The organism is Bacillus mobilis, assembly GCF_001884045.1.
GTDB classification, from domain to species: domain Bacteria; phylum Bacillota; class Bacilli; order Bacillales; family Bacillaceae_G; genus Bacillus_A; species Bacillus_A mobilis.
On record NZ_MACF01000025.1, the window covers coordinates 85,000 to 100,380 of the forward strand.

Sequence of the window (15,381 nt, forward strand, 5' to 3'; positions counted from 1 at the left end):
TTATATGTTTAAATTAATGAAGCTCGAATGGAAGAAACATCAATTATCTAGTTACTTTAAAGGGGTAGCCATTTGTATTATAGCAATTTTTGCTGCGGTAAGTCTTATGGGGTTGGGAGCGAAAGGTGAAGCAGATGCGGCGCTCACTGATTTCACAAAATATATGACTTTAGCAAATATATTTATTAGGATGACATTTCTTATTTTTAGTGCGGTCATTTTATCACGTTTAGTAATTGATGAATATAAGAATAAAACAATGCAACTACTATTTATGTACCCACTACAAAGGAAATTGCTGATGAGGGCGAAATTAACAATTGTTTTCAGTTTTTGTTTTATCAGCATGATTATCGCTACTTTCAGTATTAGCTTGCTCATATTTTTTATGAACCCAATGGTGGGGCTAATTGAAACACCTATTATGATGGGCGAAATCATAGCTACCGTTCCAGCTACTTTTATAAGTGCATTTATGATATCTGGTATAAGCTTAATTCCTTTATTTTTTGGGATGAGAAAGAAATCAACACCGACAACGATTACCTCTGCAGTAATAATTGGGATGCTAATGAACAGTAACGTTGGTCCTGGAAACGGTCAAGTAAGTATGTATGATTTTATATTTATCCCAATTGTACTCTGTTTATTAGGAATGTTTATTAGTTATCTATCGTATCGTAAAATCGACAAGATCGATGTGGCGTGAAGCAAGCCTAAAACAAAAACGAACTGAGGTATGAATGGTGAAAAAAATAATAGTAATTGCAATATTATTTTTGACAATTGCTAGTGCGGTTTTTGGTTTTAAGACATTTCAGGGGAAAGATTTTAAGAAAGAACAGTCTTTTGAGATAAATGATATAAAAGAAATAGAAGTGGACAATGAAAACTGGGATATTGAATTTAAAAGTACAGACGCTAACAAAATAGTGATTTTCGCTCAAGGTCAACGAGCAGATAAAAATCTAGATCCCGTCGAAATAGAACATGAAGGAAATAAAGTTGTGATTAAGCAAAAGCAAAAGATGAACAGATTCTTTAATGGTTTTACGTTTCGGAAGAAAAATAGTATATCTATAGCTATTCCGAAGAAAGAAATAGATAAAATTGTATTAAATAATAAATCGGGTGATGTGAAAATAAGGGGTATAGAAGTGAAAAATATTGTGACAAAAAGTGAGTCTGGAGATGAAATGGTTGTAGGACTATCGGCAGATAAGGGGGAGTTCACATCCGAAAGTGGAGATTTAATGTTAAAAGATAGTTCGTTACAAGAAGTAAATATAACTTCTACTACTGGCGATAATTATGTGAACAATATAAAAAACGAAAATATGAACATCACTTCAACATCCGGTGAAGTATTACTGAAAGATATGAAAGAAGGAAAATCACTATTTGTAGAAACAAAATCAGGAGATATTGGCGTACGGTATAAAGGTGTTCCGACATCTTTAAAACTTACGGCTAAAAGTAATTCGTCTGACGTAATGGTGAATGTAAAAGGACTTAAGAAAGATAAAAATACAGAAAAGATAAAAGCAGGAACCATTGGTGATGCAAAAAACAAAGTGAAGATTTTAAGTGAAACAGGAGCGATTTATATCGATTAAAATGTAAATGAAAGGAGGACTATTATGCTACGTCTTATGAAGCTAGAGTTGAAAAAGTTTAAGCTTGGATGGTATGTGAGGGGAGCGATTATTGCAAATATCGCTATACTGGCATTACTGATTTTTACGAGCATCGTTTCTCAAATAGAAGGAGAACCAGAAATGAGAGATCCACAGATGGTTTTGTTAATGGCTAGTACATTAGTAAGAGCAACATTTATTATTTTTGGTAGTGTGTTAATCGCAAGGTTAATAATTGGTGAATATAAAAACAAAACAATACTACTGATGTTTTCTTATCCAATTAACCGAAAGAAAATGATGGTTAGTAAGTTGGTTATTACAGCAACATTAACATTTATAACAGTTATTTTATCTAATATTTTAGTAGTAGGAATGTTCTTTGGGATAGATAGCTATTTTTCAATTCTTCCTAATTCATTCACAGTAGATCAATTGACACGAGAAGGGATAAACCTTGTCCCTTTAGCTATTGCTACTGCGGGAATAAGTTTAATCCCATTATATTTTGGAATGCGTAAACGTTCGGTGCCGACTACAATTGTTTCATCTCTTATCGTTGTAGCAATTGCAATGAATAGCAACCCAACGTTTACTACAGCAACTTTTCTTCCTCTTCAACTAGTATTGGCAGCAATTGGAATTGTGATTGCATGTTACGGAATTAAAAATATAGAGAAGGAAGATGTAACTGTATGACAAGAATAAGAAAAAAGAGTTGGCGTTACACCAACTCTTTTTTGTATATGTATGCTTCGTTACTACTCTGTAAATTTGGAGTGTGTGCTTAAATACTCTTGCACTCCTGGAGAAATATTAAAGTTATTAGGACTTTTATATTCGATAGTAAACTCTCCGTCTCTACTTGTCTCAAAGGAGATTGCATAGCTATTCATTTTAGCATCGTAAGAAGTGTTTTTGACTTCCGCATCTAGATCAAAGTATTTTGTAATATATTCTTTTGATTCCGTAACTGCTGTTTGTTTTCCCCAAGGGGTGCCATAACTTGTGAAATAAAGAGATGCGCTAATAACCCCAATAATAGAAGTTAGTAAAATAGTTTCCATAACTATTTTTTTATTTTTTGTATTCAATTTGGTTGCTCCTCTTCATAATATGTATTCATTTTAACCTATCTTTTCCATAAAACAACCATTTAGTAAAAAATAGTTTCACATGAAACAAGTTACAGAAAAAGACAAGATGTGTAAACACCTTGTCTTTTTTTGTAGTTACATTTTAGGAGCTTCCATTCCAGCTGCAGCCCATTCTTCTTTTGCTGGGCCATATACGCCAGGGACTGTTAAGCCGGCTTGTCGCATTAAAACCGTCATTTGTCCGCGATGGTGATTTTGATGATTAATAAGTGTCATTAAAAATATAGAATTTGGCATAGGACGATCAAAGAAGTCATTAATAGTAGCTAAGTCTTTATCCGTCCATTTCCCTTGAAGGGCTTCAACAAAAGCCGCATTCACTTTACGATACTCATCTGCAATTGTTGCTGCAGAAGTTGGTACAGGATAATCCTTCGTTTCTCCTTCAAACTTAAGCCCTGTGCCAGATAGTATAACAGGAATTGCAGTGACGATATGCCAAGCAACTCTGCCTAATGTCCAGTGCCCAGGTGCAATTTCTTGTGATAAAGACTCATCTGTTAATGCATCGAGCATCTTTTGAGTAGACTCAGCTTCGTATGTCCATGATTGCAAGAAGCCTTCAATAGTTTGGTACATATTTATCCCTCCTAGTTATGTTCATAAGTTACATTCGTGAAAAAAAGATAGTTTCCTTTTTAACTAACCTTCTTCCTACTCTTCCTCATCAACCATAAGAAATAAGGTGCTCCAAGTACAGCAACGACAAGACCAGAAGGGATTTCTTTCGGGTATGCAATTGTTCGTCCGAGTAAGTCAGCAATGGCAAGAAGGATTGCTCCAAACAGTGCGGAGCAAACGAATAATCTTTTATGATTCATACCAACGACGATTCGTGCTAAGTGTGGTGCAACAAGACCTAGAAAGGCAATCGTACCGACAGCTGCGATATTTACAGATGCAAGTAGTGTTGCTAACACAATGAGAACAAGGCGTGTTTTATTTACTGGTTGCCCGAGTCCTGTTGCTAAATCGTCTCCAAGTACGAGAACGTCAAGTTGTTTTATTAAGAAAAAGATAATAAGCACGAGAATAAGTGATGGATATAGAATGATATTTTCTAAGTGATTCCATCCTCTTGCATACGTACTACCTGATAGCCATGTTAAAGCAGCAGCAACGTTCAAATTTGCTCTAACGATAAAGATTTGAATGATAGCTGAGCCGAGAGCTGAAATACCGATTCCTATTAAAGCAAGGGCTGTTGGGCTAAATCCTGACTTCCATGAGAAGAAGAGGACAATTCCAACTGCAAGTAGTCCGCCGATAAATGCACCAATTGGTAGGAAGAAACCAGGAAGTGCAGGGAAGACGTACATAACGGTTAAGGCACCAACACCCGCTCCCGATGAAATACCAATAATAGAAGGATCAGCGAGTGGGTTTCGTAATATGCCTTGGAAAACAAGCCCACTTATTGCAAGGCATGCGCCAGCGATAGCGGCAACGAGCATTCTTGGTAAACGAAGGTTCATCATCATATTTTTATCAAATTGTGTTAATTGTCCTGTTATAGCATTTGTAATGCTTTCGATATAAGCGTTACTACCGATTGTAACACCGAGAGCAATTGTCACAATACAAAGCGTGATAGAGATAATGATTACCTTTTTATAAGAATAATAGCGAGAACTAGCTCCAGCTGCATTCGCACCGTTATCATTCATATATTGTTTCGACTTCATCATTCGATACACTAAGTAAATAAGCCAAGGTGATCCAATCATTGCCGTGACTGCCCCAACAGGAAGTTCTGCACCGGTTGGATCTATTAATCTACCGGCAACATCTGCCCCAAGTAATAATACTGCCCCCCATAAGAAAGAAGAAAGAAGGAGAGTAAAGTGTTGACGGTAGCCAATAAGACGCATTAAATGTGGTGCAACTAAGCCGACAAATCCAATTGGTCCAACTACAGTAACGATGACTGCTGTTAAAAAGATTGCAGCAATGAAGGCGATAAGACGTGTTACTGCTGTTTTTTCACCAAGAGAAACAGCAACATCATCACCAAGTAAGAGAATATTGAGTTTACGAGAGATAACAAGTAAAACTAGGAAAGAAATAATGATAAATGGAAAAGCAAATTGAACGCCATCCCAGTTATTTTGAATAAGAGAACCAGCTCCCCATAAAAATAAACCAGCTGTTTCATTTTCATAGAAAAGCTGCATCGTTCCAGTAAAGGCAGAAAGCATTAAGGTAACGACCATCCCAGCTAGTGCCATTCTAAGTGGGGTTCCCTTTTTTCCACCAGAAATACGGTATACAAATAAAGCAGTAATAGCACCGCCGATAAATGTGAAAAGAAGTGAATTAATTTGCAGACCTTTCGGTAAGAAAATTGTAGCCGCTACTAGAAAGAAATATGCACCAGAATGAATACCCATTGTACTGGATTCAGCAAGTGGATTTTTCGTTAACGTTTGTAAAATGACCCCAGATGCAGCAAGAGCACCTCCAGCTAAAATGGCAATTACGGCTCTAGGTAATCGAAGCATAATTAAAGTTTGATGCTCTAGTGATTGGTTCGGTGAGATAAGAGCATCAATAATCATACTATAGGAAATGTTTGCTTGACCTTGTCCGATATGAATAAAGAAAAGGAGGAGCAAGAGAGCTGCTCCTCCTCCGAATACAAGACTTGCTCGAAGTGTATGTTGTAAGCTATTCATCGTGTAATCACTTCTTCGCTGTCATTACATCTGCTACTTGTGTTGCTAAAGATTTTGCAGACTCAGGACCACCGAAAATCCAAGTGTCGCCTTTTAATTTATACATTTTGTCTTCTTTTTTGAAATTTAATCCTTCCCAAGCAGGGTTCCCTTTTAGTTGCGTGTCAAAAATGTTATCATCATCCGCTACAATGTAAATGAAGTTTGAATCTTGTACACTTTGTAATGATTCTACAGTTGTTTGTTTGAAACCATCCGGCTCAGATTTTCCAGCTTCAAATGTATTTGTTAAACCTAATTTTTTTGTAACTTGTAAAGCTGTAGAATTGTCAGTTAAGATACGGAATGTTGGTACGTTTTTAGCTGTAAATGCTTGTACCATTGCGATATTTTTATCTTTTAAATTTGCTTTTTCAATTTTTGCTTTTGCATCAGCGAATGCTTTATCCATATCAGCTAATACTTTTTTACCTTCCTCTTCTTTTCCAACTGCTTTTGCGATTTGTTTAAATGTTTCTGTCATCTCAGCAAAGTGATCGTTATTGCTTGTTGATGGATCAAACATAACTGTTGGTGCAATTTGCTCTAATTCGTTTTTAATAGCTTTACTACGGAATGAAGCTGTGATAATTAAATCTGGTTTTAGACGGCTAATTTCTTCTAAGTTTGGTTGTTGACGTGTCCCTACATCTACAACATCTTTACCTGGTTTTGTTGCCGTATTTACCCATTTATTATAATTCTTAATGTCTGCCATCCCTACTGGCTGAACACCAAGCGCTAATAAGTCTTCTGAATATACCCACTCAAGTACAACAACTTTTTTCGCTGGTTTATCTAACTTTGTTTCCCCTTCAGCGTGTTTAATTGTTATAGCTTGTTTCTTATCGTCTGTCTTTGTTTCTTTTTTCTCCTCTTTTTGCTGTCCGCATCCAACAGCGAATAGAAGAACTACTATGAAAATACTGAGAATTTTCTTCATCTTCTGCCCCCAAAATAAGTTTTTGTTTACAAATGAAAATCATTATCATTTGTAACACCAAAATCATACTATGAGGATATTTTTAATGTCAATATTTTTTTAAAATTTTGACGAAAAATAGCATATTATGTGAATTTATATATACTGTAGTTATTATTTATGAAGAATAAGTCTTTTTACTAAAGAGTTTGGCGAATATGTGGAGTTTAAATGGGAGCTTGGTTGTGTAAGAAAGCGTAATATGTATGGTTAATAATCTGTGGAGATGGGGCGAAAGTACAAGCAAAAGGAGAGTAAATTGCATGTAATAATTATTAGAATGTACGGAGTAAAGTTGTTCTGTGTTATTTGATAGATGTTTGTTAATTTGTTGCCTATACTTAAAAGATTGAATTTGAAGGAAGGGATCAACATGTATTCATGGAGCAATAATTTAAATGGATCTTGTGGGTGTAACAATCAAAATGGTGTACATGTTGATTCATGCTGTTTTAGCTGCGATGGGACAGTTCCTAAGCTTGGCCCAACAGGTCCAACGGGAGCGACGGGAGTAACAGGCCCAACAGGGGCGACAGGAATAACGGGTTCAACAGGCTCAACAGGTCCAACGGGAGCGACGGGAGTAACAGGAGCAACAGGCCCAACGGGAGCGACGGGAATAACAGGAGTAACAGGCCCAACAGGAGCGACGGGAATAACAGGAGCGACAGGAATAACAGGTCCAACAGGAGCGACGGGGATAACGGGAGCAACAGGTCCAACGGGAGCGACGGGAATAACAGGAGCAACAGGAGCAACAGGTTCGACCGGTCCAACGGGAGTAACAGGTACAAGTATCACGGCGACGTATGCATTTGCAAATAATACGTCGGGTTCAGCGATATCGGTACTTTTAGGTGGAACGAATGTCCCGCTTCCAAATAATCAAAACATAGGCCCAGGTATTACTGTTTCTGGAGGGAATACAGTATTTACGGTTGCAAATGCTGGGAATTATTATATTTCATATACGATTAATATAACGGCTTCATTATTAGTCAGTTCACGGATTACAATTAATGGAACACCACTTGCTGGGACAATCAATTCTCCTGCGTTAGCAACCACATCATTTAGTGCAACAATCATTACAACTCTTGCAGCAGGAGATGCAATTAGTTTGCAACTATTTGGTTTGTTAGCTGTTGCAACATTATCAACAACTACACCAGGAGCTGTGTTAACGATAATAAGATTAAGCTAAATAATAACTCTCTTATTCTTTTATAGATTAGGAGAGTTTATACATATAATAAGAAGTTAATGGAGTGAAGCATAGTTATATAAAAGTCAGAATATTATGATTGTAACGTTATGGCGACTATAATATAATGAAAACAACCATCATGAATGAACATTCATTTATTTTTTATGTATTTGAAGGGGGAATGAAGGTGGAAAAACCATGGTTGAAAAGTTATCCAGAAGAAATTCCAAGTACGATTTCTTATGATATTCAGCCGCTTCATGGATACGTGGAACAGGTGGCTTCTCGCTATCCAGAAAAGAAAGCGCTTCATTTTTTGGGGAAGGATATTACATTTTCAGACTTCCACGATAAGGTGAAGAGATTTGCAAATTATCTTCAAAAGCTCGGTGTGGAAAAGGGTGATCGAGTTGCTATTATGTTGCCCAACTGTCCGCAATCTGTAATTGGTTATTATGGTACATTACTTGCGGGAGGTATCGTAGTACAAACAAATCCACTATATACAGAAAGAGAATTAGAATACCAGCTTCATGACTCGGGAGCAAAAGTAATTCTTTGTCTCGATTTAGTGTTTCCAAGAGTAACGAATGTTCAAGCTGCTACAAAAATTGAACATATTATCGTGACCCGTATTGCGGACTTTTTACCCTTCCCTAAAAATTTACTTTATCCATTTGTACAAAAAAAGCAGGCAAATCTTGTTGTAAATGTGTCGGAAAGTGAAACGATTCATCTATGGAAATCAGTAGAACGAGAAAGTAATGTTAATGTTGAAGTTCCTTGTGATCCTGAAAATGATCTAGCTCTTTTGCAGTATACAGGGGGAACAACGGGATTTCCAAAAGGGGTTATGTTGACGCATAAAAACCTTGTTTCGAACACTTTAATGGGAGCGCATTGGCTATATAATTGTAAAGAAGGAGAAGAAGTAATTCTTGGTGTTCTTCCGTTCTTTCATGTGTATGGGATGACAGCTGTAATGAATTTAAGTATTATGCAAGGGTATAAAATGGTGCTGATTCCGAAGTTTGATATGAAAATGGTTTTTGAAGCAATAAAAAAACATAAAGTCACACTATTTCCAGGGGCACCAACCATTTATATTGCACTATTAAATAGTCCCCTCTTAAAAGAATATGATATTTCTTCTATCGAGGCTTGTATTAGTGGATCTGCCCCGCTTCCTGTAGAAGTGCAGGAAGAGTTTGAGAGAGTTACAGGTGGCAAATTGGTAGAAGGTTATGGATTAACGGAGTCGTCGCCAGTTACACACGGGAATTTTTTGTGGGAAAAACGCGTGCCAGGAAGTATTGGTGTGCCGTGGCCAGATACAGAGGCAAACATTATGTCACTTGAAACTGGAGAGGCTTTACCTCCGGGTGAAATTGGTGAAATTGTAGTAAAAGGTCCTCAGATTATGAAAGGGTATTGGAATAAGCCAGAAGAAACAGCAGCTGTATTACAAGACGGATGGCTCCATACAGGGGATGTAGGTTACATGGATGAAGATGGATTTTTCTATGTGAAAGATCGTAAAAAAGATATGATTGTTGCGAGTGGCTTTAATGTGTATCCTCGTGAAGTAGAAGAAGTATTATATGAGCATGAAAAAGTGCAAGAAGTAGTGACGATTGGAATTCCCGATCCGTACCGAGGAGAGACAGTTAAAGCATTTGTTGTGTTAAAAGAAGGTATGGAGTGTTCTGAGGAAGAATTAAACCAGTTTGCGCGTAAATATTTAGCTGCTTATAAGGTGCCGAAAGTATATGAGTTTAGAGATGAACTGCCGAAAACGACAGTTGGAAAAATTTTACGTCGTGTCCTAATAGATGAAGAGAAAAAAAAGAATGAGGATGAGCAAACGGGCTAAGGCCCTTTCTTTTTGAAAAAATAGGATTGACACTTTTCTAAATAGTCAGTATTATAAGAATATGAATGACTATTCATTCAGTCATCTTCTTGAAGGGGACAGTAAAGTGAAGAAAAATAGACCGAAATACAATCAAATTATTGATGCGGCAGTCATTGTGATTGCGGAGAAGGGGTACCACCAAGCGCAAGTTTCTAAAATAGCAAAGCAAGCTGGGGTAGCTGATGGCACGATTTACTTATATTTTAAAAATAAAGAAGATATATTAATATCCTTATTCCAAGAAAAGATGGGAGAATTTGTCGAAACAATTCGTCAAAAAACAGCAGGAATTGAAAGCGCTGTATCGAAATTGTTCATGTTGGTAGAAACGCACTTCTTGCTGTTATCACAAAATGATCCTCTTGCTATCGTTACGCAATTAGAGCTAAGACAGTCCAATCAAGAATTACGCCTGAAAATAAATGAAGTATTAAAAGGCTACTTACAAGTTATGGATGAGATTTTAGAGACAGGTATAAAGCAAGGTGAATTCCAAGCGGATTTAAATGTTCGCGTGGCAAGACAAATGATCTTTGGAACAGTAGATGAAGTTGTGACCAATTGGGTAATGAGCGATCATAAGTATGATCTGGTCGCACTTTCAAAAACGGTACATGGGCTACTTATTGCAGCTTGTGGTTATCGTCAATAATGGGAGGGATCATGTTGAAATTCCTATCTGTAAGAGTTGAAGATCATATCGCGGTGGCGACGTTAAATCATGCGCCGGCTAACGCGATGTCTTCACAAGTTATGCATGACGTTACTGAATTAATTGATCAAGTGGAGAAGGATGATAACATTCGTGTTGTTGTTATTCACGGTGAAGGGCGCTTCTTCTCGGCGGGAGCAGATATTAAAGAATTTACATCTGTTACTGAAGCGAAGCAAGCGACAGAATTAGCGCAGCTTGGACAAGTTACGTTTGAGCGTGTTGAAAAATGTTCAAAACCAGTTATCGCGGCAATTCATGGAGCGGCACTTGGCGGCGGCCTTGAGTTTGCTATGTCTTGCCACATGCGCTTTGCAACTGAAAGTGCAAAACTTGGTTTACCTGAATTAACACTTGGCTTAATTCCTGGATTTGCAGGTACACAGCGATTACCACGTTATGTTGGGAAAGCGAAAGCTTGTGAAATGATGTTAACAAGTACACCGATTATTGGTGCAGAAGCATTAAAATGGGGACTGGTTAATGGAGTTTTTGCTGAAGAAACATTTTTAGATGATACGCTTAAAGTTGCAAAACAGATTGCTGGAAAAAGCCCAGCGACGACTCGTGCTGTACTAGAGTTATTGCAAACGACGAAATCGTCTCATTATTATGAAGGTGTACAACGCGAAGCTCAAATCTTTGGTGAAGTATTTACAGGTGAAGATGGAAGAGAAGGTGTAGCAGCGTTTTTAGAAAAGCGTAAACCTTCATTTAGTGGCAGGTAGTTCAATTATTTTTTTAATATAAATTAACAGAAAATTAAAATTGATAGAATCTTTCTGAAAAACAAGGGGGTAAATGGAATGAACATCTACGTACTCATGAAACGAACATTTGATACAGAAGAAAAAATCGTAATTAAAAACGGTGCAATTTACGATGGCGAAGCGGAATTCATCATCAACCCTTACGACGAATATGCGATTGAAGAAGCAATTCAAGTAAGAGACGCACAAGGTGGCGAAGTTACTGTTGTAACAGTCGGTGGCGAAGAAAGTGAGAAAGAACTTCGTACGGCATTAGCGATGGGCTGCGATAAAGCGGTATTAATTAATATTGAAGATGATGTTGAAAATGGTGACCAGTTCACGACAGCAAAAGTACTTGCTGAATATTTAAAAGATAAAGATGCAGATTTAATTTTAGGCGGAAACGTTGCAATTGATGGTGCATCTGGACAAGTTGGTCCACGTGTAGCTGAAGCGTTAAATATTCCGTACGTAACGACAATTACAAAACTTGAAATTGACGGTACAAACGTGAAGATTGAGCGTGATGTTGAAGGTGATACGGAAGTGATTGAAACTTCTTTACCAGTTTTAGTAACAGCACAACAAGGTTTAAATGAACCGCGTTATCCATCGCTTCCAGGTATTATGAAAGCGAAGAAAAAGCCACTAGAAGAAGTAGAATTAGATGATTTAGATTTAGAAGAAGATGATGTGGAAGCAAAGACAAAAACAATTGAAATCTATTTGCCTCCTAAGAAAGATGCAGGAAAAGTGTTACAAGGCGAGCTGCAAGATCAAGTAAAAGAACTTGTATCGTTGCTCCATACAGAAGCGAAAGTAATCTAATAAAATACGAAATTATATATGCAGGAGGGAAAATCTATGGCTCGTAAAGTATTGGTAATGGGTGAAGTTCGTGATGGATCGCTACGTAACGTTTCGTTTGAAGCGGTAGCAGCAGCAAAAACAATTGCAGAAGGCGGTGAAGTAGTAGGTCTTCTAGTTGGAGACAGCGTTGCCTCTTTTGCAAATGAATTGATTCATTACGGTGCAGATCGCGTTGTGACAGTTGAAAATGATAAATTAAAATCATATACATCTGATGGGTATGCACAAGCGTTTTTAGCTGTATATGCTGAAGAAAAGCCAGAGGGTATTGTATTTGGACATACAGCACTTGGTAAAGATTTATCACCAAAATTAGCAGCGAAACTTGAAGCTGGTCTAGTTTCTGACGTAACTGCTTTAGAAGTTGAAGGTGGAAATGTTATCTTCACTCGTCCAATCTACTCTGGAAAAGCATTTGAGAAGAAGATTGTAACAGACGGTATCTTATTTGCGACAGTTCGTCCAAATAACATTGCAACGCTTGAAAAAGATGAGTCTCGCAGTGGTGACGTATCTTCTATTACAGTAGATGTGAAAGACCTACGTACAATTATTCAAGATGTCGTCCGTAAAACTGCAGAAGGTGTTGATCTTTCTGAAGCGAAAGTTATTATCGCTGGCGGACGCGGTGTGAAGAGTGAAGAAGGATTCAAGCCATTAAAAGAGTTAGCTGACGTATTAGGCGGCGCTGTTGGAGCATCACGTGGTGCTTGTGACGCTGAGTATTGCGATTACTCATTACAAATTGGTCAAACTGGTAAAGTTGTTACGCCAGACTTATACATTGCATGCGGTATTTCGGGCGCGATTCAGCATTTAGCTGGTATGTCTAACTCGAAAATAATCGTTGCGATTAATAAAGATCCAGAAGCAAGCATCTTCAAAGTAGCTGACTATGGTATTGTTGGCGATTTATTTGAAGTCTTACCTCTTTTAACAGAAGAGTTTAAAAAGTTAAAAGTACATTCATGATTTGAGTACCCTTGAGTTCCAAGTGAAGTACCCCTATATATAGAAAAAGGTGAGAGATCCCCTGTCTCTCATCTTTTTAGTATGTAATCCGTATTTTTATATAGTATAAAGGAACACTTTTTTGTTACAATACATAACGATACATATTATTCGCCACGTATATAAGTTAATGATATACTCTTGGTAGAATATACTTGAAGGAGGAAATAAAATGGCAATTGTAAACGCAAATGACCAAAGCTTCGCATCTGAAACTAGCGAAGGTGTTGTATTATTAGATTTCTGGGCACCATGGTGTGGACCTTGTAAAATGATCGCTCCTGTATTAGAAGAAATTGATGCAGAACTAGGCGAAAAAGTAAAAGTAGTAAAAGTAGACGTGGATGAAAACCAAGAAACTGCTCGTCAATTCGAAGTAATGAGCATTCCAGCTCTTTTCGTATTAAAAGACGGTAAAGTAGTTGATCAAGCGTTAGGTTACAAACCGAAAGAAGCGTTAGTAGAATTAGTTTCTAAACACTTCTAAAATAAAGGAGCTGCCATTTGGCAGCTTTTTTTATTTTCTTTTTTTACACCTTTCCGTTACAATGAAAGAACGTATGTTGGGTGTTTTGGCATAGTATGTTTTCATGTGAAAATAAAAATGCTAAGCATGTAGAAATGGAGGGTGACGAGTGCACGAACATTTAAAAGAGAAGCTGGCTATTTTACCAGATCAACCTGGTTGTTATTTAATGAAAGATAAGCAAGGAACGGTTATATATGTCGGAAAGGCAAAAGTGCTTAAAAATCGTGTGCGCTCGTACTTTACTGGTTCACATGATGGAAAAACACTTCGGCTTGTAGGAGAAATTGTAGATTTTGAATATATTGTAACCTCCTCAAATCTAGAGGCTCTCATTTTAGAGTTAAATTTAATAAAAAAACATGATCCAAAATATAATATTCAATTAAAAGACGATAAAACATATCCTTTTATTAAAATTACAGCTGAGAAACAGCCGCGATTACTCATTACACGAAACATAAAAAAGGATAAAGGAAAGTATTTTGGCCCTTATCCGAATGCACAATCAGCTCATGAAACGAAAAAATTGCTAGATCGTATGTATCCGCTTCGTAAGTGCTCAAATATGCCTGATAAAGTTTGTTTATATTATCATATGGGTCAATGTTTAGCACCGTGTGTGAAAGAAGTGACGGAAGAACAAAACAAAGAAATTGTAGATGAAATTATTAAGTTTTTAAATGGTGGACATAAAGAAGTTCGTTCAGAATTAGAAACAAAGATGTATGAAGCTTCAGAGAAACTAGAATTTGAACGTGCAAAAGAGTTACGTGATCAAATTGCGCATATCGATGCGATTATGGAAAAACAAAAGATGATCATGAGTGACTTAGTGGATCGTGATGTGTTTGGATATGCAGTTGATAAAGGATGGATGTGTGTTCAAGTTTTCTTCGTTCGAAAAGGAAAGCTAATTGAACGTGACGTTTCTATGTTTCCGATTTACGATGAACCAGAAGAGGGATTTTTAACGTTCATTGGTCAATTTTATGAGAACAGCAGTCATTTTAAGCCGAAGGAAGTTGTCGTTCCAGGAAGTATAGACTCAGAGTTAGTAGAGCGCTTTTTAGAAGTGGAAGCGACACAGCCGAAACGTGGTAAGAAAAAAGATCTTGTAGAATTAGCAAATAAAAATGCGAAGATTGCTCTTGAAGAGAAATTCTACTTAATTGAACGTGATGAAGAGCGAACGATTAAAGCGGTAGATCAGTTAGGGAAGCAGCTTGGGATTGAAACACCTTATCGTATTGAGGCGTTTGATAACTCAAATATTCAAGGGACGAATCCTGTTTCTGCAATGATTGCTTTTATCGATGGGAAACCAGCTAAGAAAGAATACAGGAAATATAAAATTAAAACGGTTCAAGGACCGGATGATTATGAGTCTATGAGAGAAGTTGTAAGACGCCGTTATACAAGGGCACTGAAAGAGAGTTTGCCTTTACCAGATTTAATCATTATTGATGGTGGAAAAGGTCATCTGGCAGCTGTAAGTGATGTTCTAGAAAATGAACTCGGTTTATATATTCCGATGGCAGGTCTTGTAAAAGATGACAAACATAAAACCTCTCATTTAATTATTGGGGACCCACCTGAACCTGTGATGCTTGAGAGAAATAGCCAAGAATTTTATTTATTGCAGCGCATTCAAGATGAAGTGCATCGATTTGCGATTACATTTCATCGTCAATTACACGGGAAATCTGTTATTCAATCAGCACTGGATGATATTCCAGGAATCGGTGATAAACGGAAAAAGGTATTGTTGAAACATTTTGGTTCATTAAAGAAGATGAAGGAAGCTTCTGTAGCTGAATTTGTCGAAGCGGGTATGCCGAAAAATGTCGCAGAAACGATTTATACTTATTTAGCGGATAAGAAGACGTTGTAGTTTA

General features: G+C 37.2%; 15 protein-coding genes. 11 read left to right on the forward strand and 4 right to left on the reverse strand.

The window, feature by feature from the left end:
* Positions 1 to 4 precede the first annotated feature (4 nt).
* From BAQ44_RS02355 to BAQ44_RS02365, 3 genes are read left to right on the forward strand one after another with little or no spacing between them, the layout of a single operon-like run.
* The gene (locus BAQ44_RS02355; protein ID WP_071720540.1) at positions 5 to 709 is read left to right on the forward strand and encodes an ABC transporter permease; all 705 of its coding nucleotides are present in this window, start codon (positions 5 to 7) and stop codon (positions 707 to 709) included.
* 34 nt (positions 710 to 743) lie between these two features.
* Positions 744 to 1,616: a DUF4097 family beta strand repeat-containing protein gene (locus BAQ44_RS02360; protein WP_071720542.1), complete on the forward strand. Its 873-nt coding sequence runs from the start codon at positions 744 to 746 to the stop codon at positions 1,614 to 1,616.
* Between the two features lie 24 nt (positions 1,617 to 1,640).
* Positions 1,641 to 2,336, forward strand: coding sequence for an ABC transporter permease (locus BAQ44_RS02365; protein WP_071720544.1), 696 nt, complete (start codon positions 1,641 to 1,643; stop codon positions 2,334 to 2,336).
* Positions 2,337 to 2,398: 62 nt separating this feature from the next.
* On the opposite strand, the gene BAQ44_RS02370 is transcribed toward BAQ44_RS02365, so the two are convergent.
* The 4 genes from BAQ44_RS02370 to BAQ44_RS02385 form a co-directional block, all read right to left on the reverse strand.
* A complete protein-coding gene (locus tag BAQ44_RS02370) occupies positions 2,399 to 2,731 on the reverse strand; it encodes a YfjL-like protein (protein WP_071720546.1) in 333 nt (110 codons plus the stop codon).
* Between the two features lie 138 nt (positions 2,732 to 2,869).
* Positions 2,870 to 3,373: a DinB family protein gene (locus BAQ44_RS02375; RefSeq protein WP_071720549.1), complete on the reverse strand. Its 504-nt coding sequence runs from the start codon at positions 3,371 to 3,373 to the stop codon at positions 2,870 to 2,872.
* A 59-nt stretch (positions 3,374 to 3,432) separates the two neighbouring features.
* Positions 3,433 to 5,469, reverse strand: coding sequence for a Fe(3+)-hydroxamate ABC transporter permease FhuB (fhuB, locus tag BAQ44_RS02380; RefSeq protein ID WP_071720551.1), 2,037 nt, complete (start codon positions 5,467 to 5,469; stop codon positions 3,433 to 3,435).
* 7 nt (positions 5,470 to 5,476) lie between these two features.
* Positions 5,477 to 6,451 (reverse strand): ABC transporter substrate-binding protein, encoded by a 975-nt coding sequence (locus tag BAQ44_RS02385; protein WP_000722827.1) that lies wholly within the window; start codon positions 6,449 to 6,451, stop codon positions 5,477 to 5,479.
* A 412-nt stretch (positions 6,452 to 6,863) separates the two neighbouring features.
* On the opposite strand from BAQ44_RS02385, the gene BAQ44_RS02390 reads away from it, so the two are divergent.
* The 8 genes from BAQ44_RS02390 (at position 6,864) to uvrC (ending at position 15,377) form a co-directional block, all read left to right on the forward strand.
* Complete coding sequence (locus BAQ44_RS02390; protein ID WP_071720554.1) at positions 6,864 to 7,694, forward strand: BclA C-terminal domain-containing protein; 831 nt, start codon at positions 6,864 to 6,866, stop codon at positions 7,692 to 7,694.
* 190 nt (positions 7,695 to 7,884) lie between these two features.
* Positions 7,885 to 9,570 carry a long-chain-fatty-acid--CoA ligase gene (locus BAQ44_RS02395; protein WP_063261313.1) on the forward strand — a complete coding sequence of 562 codons (1,686 nt, stop codon included), beginning with the start codon at positions 7,885 to 7,887 and terminating at the stop codon, positions 9,568 to 9,570.
* A gap of 106 nt (positions 9,571 to 9,676) precedes the next feature.
* Positions 9,677 to 10,264 (forward strand): fatty acid metabolism transcriptional regulator FadR, encoded by a 588-nt coding sequence (gene fadR, locus BAQ44_RS02400; RefSeq protein ID WP_080467624.1) that lies wholly within the window; start codon positions 9,677 to 9,679, stop codon positions 10,262 to 10,264.
* An 11-nt stretch (positions 10,265 to 10,275) separates the two neighbouring features.
* Positions 10,276 to 11,052 carry an enoyl-CoA hydratase gene (locus tag BAQ44_RS02405; protein ID WP_063261311.1) on the forward strand — a complete coding sequence of 259 codons (777 nt, stop codon included), beginning with the start codon at positions 10,276 to 10,278 and terminating at the stop codon, positions 11,050 to 11,052.
* A 78-nt stretch (positions 11,053 to 11,130) separates the two neighbouring features.
* Entirely contained in the window at positions 11,131 to 11,904 is a 774-nt protein-coding gene (etfB, locus tag BAQ44_RS02410) for an electron transfer flavoprotein subunit beta (protein ID WP_063261310.1), read from the forward strand.
* 36 nt (positions 11,905 to 11,940) lie between these two features.
* The gene (gene etfA, locus BAQ44_RS02415; protein ID WP_061677092.1) at positions 11,941 to 12,918 is read left to right on the forward strand and encodes an electron transfer flavoprotein subunit alpha; all 978 of its coding nucleotides are present in this window, start codon (positions 11,941 to 11,943) and stop codon (positions 12,916 to 12,918) included.
* Positions 12,919 to 13,129: 211 nt separating this feature from the next.
* Positions 13,130 to 13,444, forward strand: coding sequence for a thioredoxin (gene trxA / locus BAQ44_RS02420; RefSeq protein ID WP_001018946.1), 315 nt, complete (start codon positions 13,130 to 13,132; stop codon positions 13,442 to 13,444).
* Positions 13,445 to 13,592: 148 nt separating this feature from the next.
* A complete protein-coding gene (gene uvrC / locus BAQ44_RS02425) occupies positions 13,593 to 15,377 on the forward strand; it encodes an excinuclease ABC subunit C (RefSeq protein WP_071720556.1) in 1,785 nt (594 codons plus the stop codon).
* The last annotated feature ends 4 nt before the right edge of the window (positions 15,378 to 15,381 follow it).